The organism is Paenibacillus sp. FSL L8-0494 (genome assembly GCF_038003695.1).
GTDB lineage: Bacteria > Bacillota > Bacilli > Paenibacillales > Paenibacillaceae > Paenibacillus_AQ > Paenibacillus_AQ odorifer.
In genome coordinates, this window is the sequence record NZ_JBBOPQ010000001.1 from 3962927 (window position 1) to 3977753 (window position 14827).

Genomic DNA, 14827 nt, shown 5'->3' on the forward strand with positions numbered 1-14827 from the left:
AACGTTACATTAGACTTACCGCCGGTATAACAAGCGCTTCTCCAGATACACTACCAGTTGATACATTGCCGTTGCTACGGCTGCGATAATCAGCAGACTGGACATCACAAGCGTGAAATTAAACACCTGGAATCCATATATGATCAGGTACCCAAGACCGGATTTTGCTACTAGAAACTCTCCCACGATAACCCCGACCCATGACATACCCACATTCACCTTTAGGGTAGAGACAACCGTTGGAAAAGATGCCGGAAGAATCACTTTAAAAAACACCTGAACTTTAGAAGCTCCAAAAGAACGAACCACCTTCACAAGATTAGGATCCACACTACAAAAGCTATTGTAAACAACAAGTGTAGTAATGATCACCGTAATCGATAAGGTTGTTACAACGATAGCGGTGAAACCCGCCCCGAACATTACGATAAAAATCGGCCCCAAGGCCACCTTCGGCATACTGTTAAAGACAACCATAAACGGATCAAGCACCGCTGATAAAAACGGAGACCACCAAATAATCACTGCCAGCAGCGTTCCTAACAAGGTTCCCAGAACAAACCCTACCGCAGTCTCTCCTACCGTCATCCCCAAATGAGGCCACAAGCTTCCACTGATCATATCCTGCCAAATCTGCTTGAAGATTTTTGTCGGGTAGCTGAACAATAACTCATCAATCCAGCCCATTCTTGCTCCCGCTTCCCACAGCACAAAGAACAGCAGCAACAGACTGCTTCTTACAGCGATTACCTGATTACGCCGGCGCTGCTTTCTTTTTTTGAAATCCACATGCATTTGCTGCAGCCACAGTTCACGGGAAGCTAAAACTCCCGCTTGCTCTGTTCGTTTCATTAGCTTTCCCTCCCTGCGATCTCCATCTCTGTCCATACTTCATGAAAAAGCTCCGCAAACCCTGGCTGATCACGCGCATACAGCGGTGGGGCTGAGCGGATTAGCTCCGGAACAGGAAAAACTTTACGAATCTTCCCTGGATTTCGCTGCAATAAAATAACCCTACTGCTGACCGCAATCGCTTCTGACAGATCATGCGTGACCAAAATAGCCGTGGTTCCCCGGCTGCGTAAGGTCTCTGAGACTAAATCCTCCAGCTGAAGTTTGATCTGATAATCAAGTGCCGAGAACGGCTCGTCTAGCAGCAGCAGTCCTGGATTGGTAGCTAATGTTCGTACAAGAGCCACCCGTTGCCGCATCCCTCCGGATAGCTGAGAAGGATAGGCATGTTCTTTCCCTTCTAATCCCATCTCGCGCAGCAGCTCCAAAGTCCGTTTATGGCTCTCCTCGTTTAAGCTTCCGGTCAGCTCCAGTCCAAGCACAGCATTGTCAAGAATACTCCGCCAAGGAAAAAGATAATCCTGCTGCAGCATATATCCAACCTCAGGTGAAGGGCCTAGAATGGGTTGGCCATTTACGAATACTTCACCCTCAGAGGGCTGCAGCAGTCCGGCAATAATCGACAGGAGAGTCGTCTTGCCACAGCCACTTGGGCCTACTAAGCTGACGAACTCTCCTTGCTCGACATTAAGATTTAGATCCTCAACGGCCAGTGAAGCTTCCCGATCGCCGAGATAGGCATGCGTTACTCCCTTTAATTGCACTACTGGAAGCAAGGTCATCCCCTCCTTATAGTTAACAAAATCCATTTAGGATCTTATCTCTCTTATTTAGAGCCACTGCTCTTTATGGTCTTTTCAGCTTTTTCAGCAAAAGTATTGTTCACGATTTTTTCTGCTGGAACACGTTCTTTAAGTTCACCTGCGTTATCCATAACATCCAGCAGATTATTCCATTCTTCATTATCAACAATCGGATTAATGGCGTAGGTGTCCTGTTCCTTGTAGCGTTTTACAGCAGAAATCACAATGTCACGATCCGTTTTATCAAAATAAGTTATTATGGCATCCGTAATTTCTTCAGGACTATGTTCCTTCACCCAAAGCTGAGCACGCTGGATGGCATTAGTGAACTTTTGCACGGTGTCCCCATTTTTGCTTATATAGCTGTTCTTTGACATAAATACTGTGTAAGGTAAATAACCGCTCTCTACCCCAAACGATGCCACTACAGCTCCCCGGTCTTCTCGTTCGAAGATAGAGGCCTGCGGCTCAAACAGCTGCACATAATCACCAGTACCTGAAGCAAATGCACCGGCAATATTAGCAAAATCGATATTTTGGATCAAGGTAATATCCTTCGCAGGATCAATTCCTTTTTTAGATAAAGTAAACGCGCCTGCCATTTGTGGCATTCCGCCTTTTCTTTGACCAAGGAAGGTAGAGCCCTTCACTTTATCCCAATTAAAATCTCCATCAGCCTTCCGGGCGAACAGGAATGTTCCATCCCTTTGAGTCAGCTGTGCAAAATTAATGACCGGATCATCCGAGCCCTGCTGATACACGTAAATGGAGGTTTCTGAACCAACCAACGCCACATCAATAGCTCCTGAGAGCAATGCAGTCATCGTTTTATCGCCACCGGGAATCGTCTGCAGTTCTACATCCAGCCCTTCATCTTTGAAGAAACCTTGAGTCAAGGCAACATACTCGGGTGCATAAAAGACAGAGCGGGTAACCTCCCCAATCTTCACCTTTACCGTCTCTGACTTTCCGCCGCAACCGGCAAGTACTGAAAAGCATAAAGTAATGATCATGAGCGACAATGACAGCTTTTTCCGAATCTTCATTCTTCATTCTCCTTTCTTACCGGGTCCTTCGCCCTTGCTTAAAGCATATGCACATGCCTACTGAAAGGTTAAAATCCCGAATATCGTGGGGAATTAAAAGAATATCCATGATAATAGCGGTTTTTATTGAATTTATGGATAAATATCACTGGATTTGCTGTTTTTATATCTGTGCAAACGTTTTACCTGAGGATTTGATTACAGTACTATAAGAATTAAAGCGCTTACCATTTCCTTTATAGGAAAATTGCAGCAGAAGGGGTTATTTTATATGGATAAACGAGCAACACCTATCACCAAAAAACACACAATAAACGGACTTTTGGGTCTTAGCTTAACTGCCTTTCTGCTCTCCGGGTGTTCAGGAAATAATAACAATATCCCTTCCTCTGCCTCCTCTTCTCCGTCGCCAAAAGCAAATACAGCTCAAAATACTACTACACCTCCCGCTGCAAGAACGATAACTACTGACGAACAACCCTCAACGGTTTATTATGAGATTTTTGTTCGTTCATTCTATGACTCTGACGGGGATGGCATCGGTGACCTCAAAGGGATTACCAAAAAATTAGATTACTTAAATGACGGAAATCCTGACACCACAGACGATCTAGGGATCGGAGGGATTTGGCTTATGCCTATCAACCCTTCACCAAGCTATCATGGTTACGATGTGACTGATTATCGTGCAATCAATCCAGATTATGGGACGATTGAGGATTTACAGGAGCTCGTTATGGAGGCGCATAAACGTGGGATTAAAGTAATTATGGATTTGGTCGTGAATCACACCTCCAAAGAACATCCTTGGTTCGTAGATTCCGCTAAAAATAAGGACAGCAAATATCGCGACTGGTACATATGGGCTGAAGATCAAGGACGTCCTGCGAATGGAGCCAGTGCCGCTGGTAGTGGCAATGCATGGCACTCTTTACTGGGTAGTCATTATCTAGGTGGCTTTTGGGAAGGCATGCCTGATCTAAATTTTGATCATACGGAAGTTCGTAATGAAATGAAGGATATCGGCAAGTTTTGGCTGGAACAAGGGGTTGATGGATTCCGTTTAGACGCTGCTAAACATATTTACGAAGACCTTCTAACCGACAAAAGCCAAGCCACAACCCATAAAAATGTATTTTGGTGGCAGGATTTCCGCAAAGCGATGAATGAAGTGAATCCTCAAGCTTATATTGTTGGTGAAGTATGGGAGAATTCTGCAGTCACCGTAGGGGCTTATTTGGATCAAGCCTTTGACTCCAGCTTTAACTTTGGTTTAGCAGAGACTCTTATTAATTCCGTGAAAACTGAAAAAGACAGCGGGACTGCCTTTACGCTGGAACGTACGTATAATCTGTACTCCAAAATATCTGAGAGCCATTTTACCGATGCGATTTTTTTGACAAATCATGATCAAAACAGAGTCATGAGTCAATTAGACGGCAATCTGGATCATGCAAAAATGGCAGCAGCCCTGCTGTTAACCTTGCCTGGAAATCCTTTTATTTATTATGGTGAAGAAATAGGAATGCTTGGTGTAAAACCAGATGAAGGAATTCGTGAGCCCATGAGATGGATGACAGCGGATCAGGGTGAGGGGCAGACTACTTGGGAGGTCGGCAGCAATAACGCTGATGATGTTAGCATTAATGTCGAAAGCCAGACTAACGACAGCAGCTCACTGCTTAAAAGATACCGCGAACTCATTGCGTTAAGAAACGAAGTCCCTGCGCTCCGTGATGGCGGAATTCGAGACTACACTTCTGGCAATGTAGGGGTAATGGCCTACGAACGTATAACAACAAAGGATCAAGTCCTCGTTGTTCATAACCTAACTGGAGATGAACAAATCATTACGCTTCATCCAAATGTCGAAGGTATCTCTTACACCAAGATCCAAAAGACAACTGCTGACAAAGTGACCTTAAATTCAGATCAGCTTACTCTTCCTCCCTATTCAACGGTTATTGTGAAGTAGGAAAAGAGGAGGAATCTAATACCCACTCTGCCACTGAACTACATAATTGTGCTTTCGATATAGGAAGAGCTACAATCCAGTCTTGGGAAGGATCGCTGCTCATTCGCAGCAACCAGCCACTTGAATGATCGCTTATGAAGCTAGCATACTGAAACTTCCAGCCATTATCACTAGAAATGCAAAGTCGTAATTCTCCCTCTGCGTCGAAGCATTTCATCACTCGTGCAAGATGGTTGGAATGGACGTCATCCCCTGTCTCTGCAGCTAAACACTCTGAGAGTCTGTGAACCGTAGAGGAATCCGAGCCTTTTTTCAGCTCCTCAAACCTTTTTTTTGACATTAGCAACGCCGGAATCCCGTGAGCAAAGGGCTCCATCGCTCTCTCACATTCGAACAACTCGAGACAAAAGCTCTCTGTTTCATCTCTGCTCTTCAGCACACACGGAGGAGAGTCCGGTGTATTATTGCAGTAGGCTAGTATTTTATCCTTATGTATTTGCAAACACAGATCTTTAGTTTTCTCCTTCTCTCTATATTTGAATCTACCTATCCTTTCTGCTGTAGGCGCAGTATTTAACAATTCATTTAATACTACTTGGTCGGTTACCCGATCTGGAAATAAAAATTCCGTTAAATCCGTTAAATCCGTTCGTTCTTTCTCATTCACATTATTGTATCCTTCCTGTATTACATATAAATGTATATTAAACTAGCAATCTTTATGTTATCATAAGCTAATTTTAAGGTAAAATTAAGAAACAAGGGGTATGATCATTAACATGAAATACTTGTAGCGAGGTGATTTCAAAATGAGAATGCTCATCACATTTCAGAACAAACTTGTACCTGTGTATTTCACAACAGAAAATAAACAGCCCACTCAAAAAGTACTTAGATTACTTAACAGTACGCTGGAGCTCAAAATTCAAAAGGGCAAAAGTGCCCTCCAGAAATGCCTCAATTCTCTGATTAGTATCGAAATTAAAGGCTCTGAAGCTATATTGCACAGTTACAGTGAAAATGATTCATTGGCGCTATCCCTCTATTAATGGAGGGGTAGTTTTTTTGTCACAACATTGCAGTCCTACGCTTCTAATAAAGAGCGTCCTAAGCAACTAAGAATTGCTGCTTAGACTCGTTTTCTTTTTGAAGCTAAACTTGATCCAAAATGACACTCCGTTTGATTTAGATACCATTTGCGCATACATAGCTTCTACTATCAAAATCATCCTTGGTTCTGCTTGGTGCTATTTTGTACTGCTTTGTGCTATTTCATAGCACATTTTAGATTGCTGCTTGCCGGCCATCCCATAGCCGACTGCTATCGGACCCAGAAGACCTTAATCGCAGCTTTTTGACTCATTTGGAATCCTATTGGACCCCAGAGTCGCTATTGGTACGAAAAACACTAATTATCGACCTCAAAAAGCTGAATAGCTGCGCTGGAGTCCGAAACTCTGCTCTAATGCCCATAATTTCGCATATAACGGCATCTGAGTCCGTTGGTTGCGATGGATGTTTATTACTCGGTGGTGCAGATGTATGTATAACGGGTTACATGACATTCCAGGGAGTTGTCACTTAACACTATAATAGCCGCTGGGACTCTTGACCATTTTGGAGCTCCCTCTAGCATCTTGATCTAAACTCGAGCCATCATTTGTATTAGATACCATTTACACATACATAGCTTCTACTATTAAAGTATGCGACCTTAGTTCTGTCTGGTTCTGCTTGAGTTCTGCATGGTTTGCTTTGGTTCTACTTGGGACTGCTATATAGCAAAATTGAATTGCTGTTTACTGACTAGTCACATAGCTGACTGCTATCGGACTCATTGTTGGATGCTTTCGGACTCAGTTGACCTTAATCGCAGCTTTTTGGCTCATTTGGAATCCTATCGGACCCTAGAGTCACTATTGGCACGAAAAACACTAATTAACGACCTCAAAAAGCTAAATAGCTGCGCTGGAGTCCGAAACTCTGCTCTAATGCCCATAATTTCGCATATAACGTCATCTGAGTCCGTTGGCCGCTGAGGATAACTTGGAAGGTCACTTAGTGTGTAACTCGACAAATGACTTTGCATTTGTCAGCAGATTAGAGGTAGCGGGTTACCTGACGCTACAATGTCACTTGCCAAAGTAACGTTTGTGGTCGGTCAGCTTCCTTTGCTGATTCTAAGCTGAAACAATCTGCCCAAGACTAAAAACGCAGAGCAGTGATCCCCCCTTAACGGGAGGATCACTGCTCTGCTATATTTACGGACTTTTTTAACCCAAGGACTCTGTCTCATTCAGCGAAAAATCTACTATTAGGAAGAGCTAAGCAATTATCAGCTGATCTTGTAATTCTTCTGCTCTGCTTTTTCAGCTTTTTGGATTCGAAGTCTAAATAGCTTCACTAAATTCTGACGCGTATGCTCTTCGTGACAGCTGTCCAATTTTTTAATGATAAACCGATCGATGGACATGTCAATCGCTCCTTTTAGATCATTCTGGAACTTATAGAGACAGGAAATTATTTCCTGTTCTCTTGTATCTCCTATTAACCTTGTTTTCATTTTTTCAAACTCCTTGAGCGTAAACAAATTTCAATGACAAAAAAATAATTTACAAACAAAAGATTACATGCTATATTAAATATAGTTAATATTAAATACACACATGCAAGGGAGAAATCATAATGTCTAAAGTTCTATTTATTAAAGCAAACAACCGTCCAGCAGAACAATCCGTAAGTGTTAAGCTTTACAATGAATTCTTGGAGAGCTACAAACTCAACAACCCAGAAGATGAAATCACTGAGCTTGATCTGTTCGCAGAGCAACTTCCATACTACGACAATACCCTGATCACTGGTATGTATAAAGCCGCTCAAGGATACGAAGCAACACCTGAAGAAGCAGCTGGTGCCGCTATCGTTAATAAATATCTTAACCAGTTCATCGCTGCAGATAAGGTAGTATTCGGTTTCCCACTGTGGAATATGACTGTACCTGCTGTATTGCACACTTATGTAGATTACCTTTGCCAAGCTGGTAAAACATTCTCTTACACTGCTGAAGGTCCAGTTGGTCTTTTGACAGGTAAAAAAGCAATCGTTCTGAATGCAAGAGGCGGTATCTACTCTGAAGGTCCTGCAGCAAGTGCTGAAATGGCAGTAAACTTCATCGTTGGTAACCTTAACCTGTGGGGAATTAAAGATATTACACAAGTAATCATCGAAGGCCACAACCAACTTCCAGCACAATCTGCTGAAATCATTGAAAACGGATTGCAACTGGCTAAGGAAACTGCTGCATCCTTCTAAACCATAACCGTTTAGATTCAATTCAATAATTAAGGGCGCCCCTTAGCTGTCAAAAGCTAAGGGGCGCCTTTTTCCAATGTCTATGCCGTTATATCAATTCTTTTTAATATTCATCCAGCTCTTTACGCCATCCGTATCCTCTGGTTCTGGATGAACTCACTTTAGTGGAAGCTGCGCTTTTTCTCTTAAGCTTGGCTTCTTTATTATTTTGGTACAATACTTCTCGTTGTGTTTTTCGGTAGTTGAATAGTCTCTTCTCTTCCAGTTCACCTGTTTGGACTGCTTCAAGTACAGCACAGCCCTCTTCGCGTTCATGACTACAGTTACTAAACCGGCACTTAGTAGCTAGGCCGCTGATATCACTAAAGGCTAGATCAAGACCACCTTCATCTTCCCAGAGCTGCAGCTCCCGCATCCCCGGTGTATCTACGATAATCCCCCCATCCGGCAAAACAAACAGTTCACGGTGGGTAGTAGTATGACGTCCGCGGCTATCCCCTTCTCTAACATCCTGAGTAATCTGAAGGTTCTTCCCGCATAGCCAGTTGACCATTGTCGACTTCCCACAACCGGAGGAGCCCGTTAGAGCTACTGTTTGACCCTCACCAATGTATGGCAGCAGCTTCTCGCGCCCTTCATCTTGTATTGCACTAACAGCATGTACTGATACTCCGGGAGCCGCGCTCTCCATTTCAGCGATTTTACTGTCTGCATCCGGGCAAAGATCCGCTTTAGTGAGTAGAATAACTGGATTTGCCCCACTATTCCAAGCCATGATCAGATATCTCTCCATCCGGCGAACATTAAAATCATCATTCAACGCGCTGACCAGAAATAACGTGTCTACATTGGAGGCAACAATTTGCTCATCTTGTGTATTTCCTGCGACCTTGCGTGAGATCACACTCTGCCGGGGCAATACGCCATGTATAATTCCATGCTCGCCGCCATCTTGCATTGCTAATGCTACCCAGTCTCCAATGGCAGGAAAATCACCCGAGGCTACAAATGTGTGTCTCAGCTTCCCGGCAAGCTCTCCCCACGTCTCTCCTACATCAGTTAACACTTTGTACTTACTGCCGAAATCACCAACGATTCTCCCGGGTATAAATTGTTTATCCTCTGCATGACTCCACTTTTCATTCCATTTTGTACTCCAGTTTTCATTCCAACCATATTGCTTTATGCTATTCATTCATTTCCTCCTAAAAGATATGTTTATGTTTTTTCTTGCCCCTTGGCGTTTTCCGAGAACACAAAAAGCCGCCGGAAATAAAGACTCCGGCGGCGGTATATAGACATGTGGATTTATTACACCAAATCCAATCTTTCTACACACGCAAAAAAGCCACCGGACCCTATACGGTTCCCGGCGGCTCTAATAAGCGTAATTGAGCTTACCTGCTAAACTGCACGAATCAATTATTCGGCAGCAGCTGTTCCCGGAAGACACGTATCCACAACAGTTGAGTTCATTACATTTAAAACTGTCATAAAACATCGTCTCCTTCCGAAATTTAAGATGCTGTTATCATAATTGGTGCAGCAGTAAAATGTCAACCCCAAATTTTCCAGATTACAAAATAGCCTTTAATTCTTTCAGCTCACGGATCATTTTCCAAGGTTGGATGTCCAGCTGATCGTCCCAAGGATGTTTCCTTTGCAGCCAAATTCCTTCAAGGCCAGCCTTACCTGCACCCCAGATATCATTTACCGGATGATCCCCTATAAACAAGGTTTGATCCGCAGAGGCACCCAGCTTGTCTAGTGCCAATTGATAAATCGCAGGATCAGGCTTCGCAATGCCAACTTCTCCAGATATAACTATAGCCTTGAAGTACTCTCGCAGGCCGAGAATATCGATTTTGGTGTTCTGGATTTCTTTTTTACCGTTGGTGACCAGCCCCAAAGTATATCCACGCTCCACGCAATACTCCAGAACCTCCAAAGCATGCTCCATGACTGCACCATGATTGATGTAGCTCGCATCATAATACGCCCGGATATGTTCAGCCGTCACAGGCTTTTCCCAAGGCAGGATCTCACTAAGTTCTAAGAAAAATCCGTCTTTATCACGATAGCCATCAGCGTCTCTGTGGATCATATCCTCAATCACGGCCTGCGCTTCCGCAGGTTTCAGATGCCCAAGAAAATCCTGCACGAACTGAGTGCTAAAGCTGCGAAATGTATAGTCGCGATCCATTAAAGTATTGTCCAGATCAAATAAAATAGCTTGTACTTCCTTCATCAAGCGATTCCCCTTACATGCTGTTAATTTTCAAACCTAACCTACAGAATGTAATTGTACTATGCCTTAAGAGACAAAGAAAAGACTATTCAACAAAAAGGATTTATGGCTTCCCTTTTACTGAACAGTCTTTATGAAGATTCGTATCTGCGTCATTCCTTTACTCGAAATGCTCTGCCCGATGGGTCAGCATCATTTCTTCATCCGTAATATACAGCGGAAAAGGAGGTGTTTCTTTTAGATAACTTTCTGTAGATAACAATCGATAATGAACCTCTGGCAACCAGGTGTCTTCAAGCAACGGTAGCTTGCCTGTATCACTAATATAACTGTCTACAGCAGCCTGAACTAAATCCAGATAATACGGCACTAACTTGTCTTCTTCCTCGAAAATTTCATAGGTCTCTCGTGACATATAGAAATTCCGTTCGGGTATTCCACCCAAATAACGTTTCAGGCGACTCATATCGATTCTTTTGTCCTCTAAGATTAATGCTGTTCTATTAATAGGTCCAGGCATATCTTCTTCGAACTTTCGAATCGCCTGTTTCACTTGGGGTAATGTGACGGTTACATGATCTGATTTGGGTTGCTTTTTTGTGCGTTTAAATAACATAACGAAAGTCTCCTTTCTAAATATGTCTCAGATAACGCTTACAATTCCATTTTATTCGAAATTCGAATAATTAATCAGTACATTTCAAATCGACACAGAATGTTAATATTTAAAAGATCATTATTTGACATATTCCCACCGAGTCCATACTTCTCGAGGATTTAGTTCATACTTGTCCTTCTCACGATACATAAACTGATGCATGATGAATTCACGACGAATAGTGGCGAAATCTTCATGAAACTGCTTAATAAACTCATTGATTTCCTTTTCCGTATAAACAACTCCTGGCTCCAGCTTCTCAACCATGTATTGAAGCGCTATCAATTTCTTCTTGTATTGTGCTGGAATTTGCCGCAGCCGGCCATCTTTAGAGAAAAAATTACGAATTACAGTATCCTGAAGACTATTCTCAGGCAATTGCTCTTCCATATTCTCAGCTCCTTTCGAAAAAATAAACTGCAGTGAAGCCTCAGCACCATTATTGATAAACTCCGGATTCAACTTAAAATAAACTGTATTTTTGTCGCGTCTTTCTTTTATTAGAGCCGCTTCACGTAATTTAGCCGCATGATGAGTGACTGTAGGCTGCGATAAATTCAACTTCTCAGCCAGCGCTTGCCCGTGCATTTCTCCTTGGGACAGAAGCAACAATAAGCGAAGACGCGTTGGATCAGCTAAAGCTTTATGATAACTCACGATTTTCTCCAACTGCACTGGGTTCACGCTCCTAGAATTTCACAATAAATTGAAACATTAGATATATATCTAATTATATAATAATCAACGTTATTCTTGCAATGGTTATTATACTCAATCTGCTCTTATGGAAAAATTCATGAATTTAGGGTAGGATTTAAAGAAAAGATAGTAACAATCAGGAGGTAACCCGCTTTATGAAAGATGTCATTATTATCGGTGCAGGTCCTTGCGGCCTCTCGGCAGCTATCGAATGCCAACGCCAAGGCCTGTCCAGCCTTATCATTGAAAAAAGCTTTATTGTACACTCCATTTATTTGTATCCAACAAATATGCAATTTTTCAGTACGGCTCAGTTATTAGAAATCGGGGATGTTCCGTTCACTTCGACCAACGACAAACCTTACCGTCACGAAGCGCTTGTCTATTATCGCCGAGCCGCTGAGCAATATGGTCTAGAGATCGCCGCTTATGAAGAAGCTTTATCCATTGAGCCGCTTGAAGATGGAACCTTTGCCGTACATACGTCAAATATGCGTGGTGAGCATCAGAAACGTATCACTGCTAATGTAGTTATAGCAACAGGTTATTTTGATCAGCCGAATATGATTGGCATTCCAGGTGAAGAACTACCTAAAGTTACTCATTATTTCGGTGAAGCTCATCCTTACACGGGAATGAAGGTAACTGTAATTGGCGGCAGTAATTCCGCAGTAGATGCAGCGCTGGAGCTTATGCGTGTAGGAGCTACGGTAGATATGGTATATCGTGGTGAAAGCATCTCAGAGAATATTAAACCTTGGGTTCGGCCAATCTTTGAAGGCATGGTGCAAAAAGGGAAAATCACTCTGCACTTAGGCTCGCGTGTCACTGAAATTACTGCAAGCTCAGTAATTGTTACGGATCATAAGGGGGACAAGAAAGCATTGGATAATGATTTCGTTCTTGCCTTGACTGGCTTCCGTCCTAGCCGTACCCTCCTCACTTCAGCGGGTGTGATCATGGATGACGACATGGATAAGCCTGCTTTTAACACCTCTACCATGGAAAGTAATGTTCCAGGGTTGTATGTTGCTGGAGTAATCGCCTCCGGCCGCAATGCTAACGAAGTGTTTATTGAGACCGGAAGAGGGCATGGTAAGCTTATCGCAGATCACATTGTGTCAAAAGAAAGTTCTAATCCTAAGGAGTTGAAACATTAAGATGGACATGACCTCTTTGCTTTTGCTTGGACTTGCAGCGCTGGGAATTATCAGCAGCAATTCCCCTGTAACAATAGCAATGGTCGTCCTATTACTGCTAAGAGTACTTGGCCTGCAGCAAACCTTTCCTTGGCTAGAAAAATACGGTTTAACCATCGGGATTATCATCCTGACCATCGGGGTCATGACCCCATTAGCCAGCGGCAAAATATCGTTGCAGACAGTCGGTCAATCCTTCTTGCACTGGAAGTCCTTGCTTGCTATCGCTATCGGCATTCTCGTCGCTTTTCTTGGAGGCCGCGGTGCTACGCTCATGACCAACCAACCCACAGTTGTTGCGGGTCTGCTGATTGGCACAGTGATCGGGGTTGCATTATTTAAGGGCGTTCCGGTCGGTCCGCTGATCGCAGCCGGCATTTTATCACTTATGATCGGCAAAATGTAATAGAACAGCACAAAAAGACCGCTTTTGGCGGTCTTTTTTTATTGTGCCTTTTTTGAACCTTCTTCTTCATTATTCCTCCACCTGAGAAATGGACTGCGGAATTTGCTGTGCTGCTCTTTTTTCAACGACTAATAAATCTTCAACGCCATACTCTGTCTTAATTTTCTGCAACTGCTTCAAAGCCTCTTCTTCTGTATTAAAATATCCTGCTTCCACGAGATATAAGCCTTTCTGATCCTTTAACATCCGCATATCCTCTAACCCATATAACATTTCTTCAGCCATACCCAGCGCCTCACCAGAAGGCTGTGAGACCGTTCTTAAGGAATATACAGAGCCCCCTTTTGCTTCGTCTCCTTTCTCTTTTAACGTAATCACTACCTGTGCTGGCTCTTTATATTCTTTCACCTCATAAGCAACCGAGTCCGTAAGTGTGACATTGAACCGAATGGCCGAATCATCTAGTGTAATTAGTGGATAAGCATCCTGAACATATCGGCTTTGTTTTAATGTCTCCAGATCTTTGACTGCTGAGAATTTTCTGGCCCCACTTACTGTAATCGTCATTGTTGCCGGATTTTCCGTAAACTTTACGTTATATGAGCTTGCCATCTGTTGAGTTTCATCCGGATTTGCAAAATTCAAAATCAATTGATCACTATTCTTCAGTTGTTTGACCGAAATAAAATTCACATATACTCCATCCTGAATAGTTCCACCTCCTGCGCTTCCCTCCGTAAATTGCAGAACACTGACCAGCTTACCTAGAACCGGTATTTGATCCATACTACTCGCAAAAGCAGGAACCGTATTTACACCCACCGTAAAAGAAATCAATACAGCAGCAGCTACTGATCCTGTCCATTTCAAAGTACGTTTTGAAGAACTGTTTTTCTGTTTATAGATTTTCCCTCTTTCAATTCCTTTACGAGAAGCGAATGATAGTTCTTTAGGAATTTCAATCTCATTATAGGCTTCCTGTAGACGTTCTAGTTGCTTATCCAAAGTACTCACTCTCCTCCATACTTATTTTTAATTTTTCCAAACCTCTAAAAATAACGGTTTTGACGCTGCTCAGGGGCATATCGAGAACCTCTGCAATTTCCTTTATGGGCAAGTCCTCCAAATATCTCATCACAATCACCATTCTTGATTTTTCATCAAGACCGCTGAGCGCTTCATGCAAATCCATAACCTCTTCCCTAGATTTCGGAGCATAACTGCCTCCTAGCTCTTGATCTATATACACGATTTTTTTAGATTTACGGATAAAGTCCAGCGCACAGTTGACAGCGATCTTGGTGAGCCAAGTTTTAAAATATTGCGGTTGCTTCAATTTATGAATGGAGATATAGGCTTTGAAGACGGTCTCCTGCACAATCTCCAGCGCATCCTCTTGATTCCGCACATAGGAGTAGGCCATTCGGTATAAACGCTCCTGCATGCCGTCAATAAGCGCAGTAAAGCTGTCTTCATCACCTGCTATCGCCTTTTCCTCAAGCGTGGTTTTATTCACGTTCCTCACTTCCTTTCATGATGTTTATAAGCTTTAGACGCACATGATCTCCGAAAAGACTCAAATCCTGTGTAGAATTTTTGCCATAGTAAAAGTTACTGTGTGCCGCTAGC

16 protein-coding genes are annotated in these 14827 nt (G+C 42.9%); 5 read left to right on the plus strand and 11 right to left on the minus strand.

All coding sequences use genetic code 11. The features are described from left to right. Positions 1 to 15: 15 nt before the first annotated feature. From NYE35_RS18060 to NYE35_RS18070, 3 genes are read right to left on the minus strand one after another with little or no spacing between them, the layout of a single operon-like run. A complete protein-coding gene (locus tag NYE35_RS18060; RefSeq protein WP_076273296.1) occupies positions 16 to 852 on the minus strand; it encodes an ABC transporter permease in 837 nt (278 codons plus the stop codon). Further along, entirely contained in the window at positions 852 to 1628 is a 777-nt protein-coding gene (locus NYE35_RS18065) for an ABC transporter ATP-binding protein (RefSeq protein WP_339210070.1), read from the minus strand. Before NYE35_RS18065 ends, NYE35_RS18060 begins: the two co-directional genes overlap by 1 nt. Before the next feature lie 50 nt (positions 1629 to 1678). Beyond that, on the minus strand, positions 1679 to 2701 hold the full coding sequence (locus NYE35_RS18070) for an ABC transporter substrate-binding protein (protein ID WP_076213466.1): 1023 nt from the start codon (positions 2699 to 2701) through the stop codon (positions 1679 to 1681). A 271-nt stretch (positions 2702 to 2972) separates the two neighbouring features. On the opposite strand from NYE35_RS18070, the gene NYE35_RS18075 reads away from it, so the two are divergent. Continuing rightward, entirely contained in the window at positions 2973 to 4676 is a 1704-nt protein-coding gene (locus tag NYE35_RS18075; protein ID WP_341121816.1) for an alpha-amylase family glycosyl hydrolase, read from the plus strand. On the opposite strand, the gene NYE35_RS18080 is transcribed toward NYE35_RS18075, so the two are convergent. Then, on the minus strand, positions 4663 to 5343 hold the full coding sequence (locus tag NYE35_RS18080) for a hypothetical protein (protein WP_076098755.1): 681 nt from the start codon (positions 5341 to 5343) through the stop codon (positions 4663 to 4665). The two genes, NYE35_RS18075 and NYE35_RS18080, sit on opposite strands and share 14 nt — an antisense overlap. Before the next feature lie 142 nt (positions 5344 to 5485). On the opposite strand from NYE35_RS18080, the gene NYE35_RS18085 reads away from it, so the two are divergent. Beyond that, a complete protein-coding gene (locus NYE35_RS18085; protein ID WP_036687997.1) occupies positions 5486 to 5725 on the plus strand; it encodes a hypothetical protein in 240 nt (79 codons plus the stop codon). A gap of 1286 nt (positions 5726 to 7011) precedes the next feature. Here the strand turns inward: NYE35_RS18085 and NYE35_RS18090 are convergent. Further along, positions 7012 to 7239, minus strand: a complete 228-nt coding sequence (locus tag NYE35_RS18090; protein WP_038571602.1) for a hypothetical protein — start codon at positions 7237 to 7239, stop codon at positions 7012 to 7014. Positions 7240 to 7361: 122 nt separating this feature from the next. On the opposite strand from NYE35_RS18090, the gene NYE35_RS18095 reads away from it, so the two are divergent. Continuing rightward, positions 7362 to 7988 (plus strand): FMN-dependent NADH-azoreductase, encoded by a 627-nt coding sequence (locus NYE35_RS18095; RefSeq protein WP_038571605.1) that lies wholly within the window; start codon positions 7362 to 7364, stop codon positions 7986 to 7988. A gap of 103 nt (positions 7989 to 8091) precedes the next feature. Here the strand turns inward: NYE35_RS18095 and rsgA are convergent, their stop codons facing one another. The 4 genes from rsgA to NYE35_RS18115 form a co-directional block, all read right to left on the minus strand. Next, a complete protein-coding gene (gene rsgA, locus NYE35_RS18100; protein ID WP_076144727.1) occupies positions 8092 to 9183 on the minus strand; it encodes a ribosome small subunit-dependent GTPase A in 1092 nt (363 codons plus the stop codon). Positions 9184 to 9564: 381 nt separating this feature from the next. After that, positions 9565 to 10236 carry an HAD family hydrolase gene (locus NYE35_RS18105; RefSeq protein WP_038571611.1) on the minus strand — a complete coding sequence of 224 codons (672 nt, stop codon included), beginning with the start codon at positions 10234 to 10236 and terminating at the stop codon, positions 9565 to 9567. A 160-nt stretch (positions 10237 to 10396) separates the two neighbouring features. After that, a complete protein-coding gene (locus NYE35_RS18110; protein ID WP_036688004.1) occupies positions 10397 to 10852 on the minus strand; it encodes a DUF3939 domain-containing protein in 456 nt (151 codons plus the stop codon). A gap of 120 nt (positions 10853 to 10972) precedes the next feature. Then, complete coding sequence (locus NYE35_RS18115) at positions 10973 to 11569, minus strand: DUF2087 domain-containing protein (protein ID WP_036688006.1); 597 nt, start codon at positions 11567 to 11569, stop codon at positions 10973 to 10975. 179 nt (positions 11570 to 11748) lie between these two features. On the opposite strand from NYE35_RS18115, the gene NYE35_RS18120 reads away from it, so the two are divergent. Further along, complete coding sequence (locus NYE35_RS18120; protein WP_036688007.1) at positions 11749 to 12753, plus strand: YpdA family putative bacillithiol disulfide reductase; 1005 nt, start codon at positions 11749 to 11751, stop codon at positions 12751 to 12753. Between the two features lies 1 nt (position 12754). Next, on the plus strand, positions 12755 to 13198 hold the full coding sequence (locus tag NYE35_RS18125) for a DUF441 domain-containing protein (protein WP_036688009.1): 444 nt from the start codon (positions 12755 to 12757) through the stop codon (positions 13196 to 13198). Positions 13199 to 13267: 69 nt separating this feature from the next. Here NYE35_RS18125 and NYE35_RS18130 read toward each other — a convergent pair whose 3' ends face one another. Both NYE35_RS18130 and NYE35_RS18135 read right to left on the minus strand, forming a co-directional pair. Next, the gene (locus NYE35_RS18130; RefSeq protein WP_341121817.1) at positions 13268 to 14203 is read right to left on the minus strand and encodes a DUF4179 domain-containing protein; all 936 of its coding nucleotides are present in this window, start codon (positions 14201 to 14203) and stop codon (positions 13268 to 13270) included. Beyond that, on the minus strand, positions 14196 to 14714 hold the full coding sequence (locus NYE35_RS18135; protein WP_341121818.1) for a sigma-70 family RNA polymerase sigma factor: 519 nt from the start codon (positions 14712 to 14714) through the stop codon (positions 14196 to 14198). Before NYE35_RS18135 ends, NYE35_RS18130 begins: the two co-directional genes overlap by 8 nt. Between the last annotated feature and the right edge of the window lie 113 nt (positions 14715 to 14827).

What these genes read in the sequence shown, in the direction of transcription:
- NYE35_RS18060 (WP_076273296.1), bottom strand. Translation starts at nt 852, where the DNA reads ATGAAACGAACAGAGCAAGCGGGAGTTTTAGCTTCCCGTGAACTGTGG.
- NYE35_RS18070 (WP_076213466.1), bottom strand. Translation starts at nt 2,701, where the DNA reads ATGAAGATTCGGAAAAAGCTGTCATTGTCGCTCATGATCATTACTTTA.
- NYE35_RS18075 (WP_341121816.1), top strand. Translation starts at nt 2,973, where the DNA reads ATGGATAAACGAGCAACACCTATCACCAAAAAACACACAATAAACGGA.
- NYE35_RS18085 (WP_036687997.1), top strand. Translation starts at nt 5,486, where the DNA reads ATGAGAATGCTCATCACATTTCAGAACAAACTTGTACCTGTGTATTTC.
- NYE35_RS18090 (WP_038571602.1), bottom strand. Translation starts at nt 7,239, where the DNA reads ATGAAAACAAGGTTAATAGGAGATACAAGAGAACAGGAAATAATTTCC.
- NYE35_RS18095 (WP_038571605.1), top strand. Translation starts at nt 7,362, where the DNA reads ATGTCTAAAGTTCTATTTATTAAAGCAAACAACCGTCCAGCAGAACAA.
- rsgA (WP_076144727.1), bottom strand. Translation starts at nt 9,183, where the DNA reads ATGAATAGCATAAAGCAATATGGTTGGAATGAAAACTGGAGTACAAAA.
- NYE35_RS18105 (WP_038571611.1), bottom strand. Translation starts at nt 10,236, where the DNA reads ATGAAGGAAGTACAAGCTATTTTATTTGATCTGGACAATACTTTAATG.
- NYE35_RS18110 (WP_036688004.1), bottom strand. Translation starts at nt 10,852, where the DNA reads ATGTTATTTAAACGCACAAAAAAGCAACCCAAATCAGATCATGTAACC.
- NYE35_RS18120 (WP_036688007.1), top strand. Translation starts at nt 11,749, where the DNA reads ATGAAAGATGTCATTATTATCGGTGCAGGTCCTTGCGGCCTCTCGGCA.
- NYE35_RS18125 (WP_036688009.1), top strand. Translation starts at nt 12,755, where the DNA reads ATGGACATGACCTCTTTGCTTTTGCTTGGACTTGCAGCGCTGGGAATT.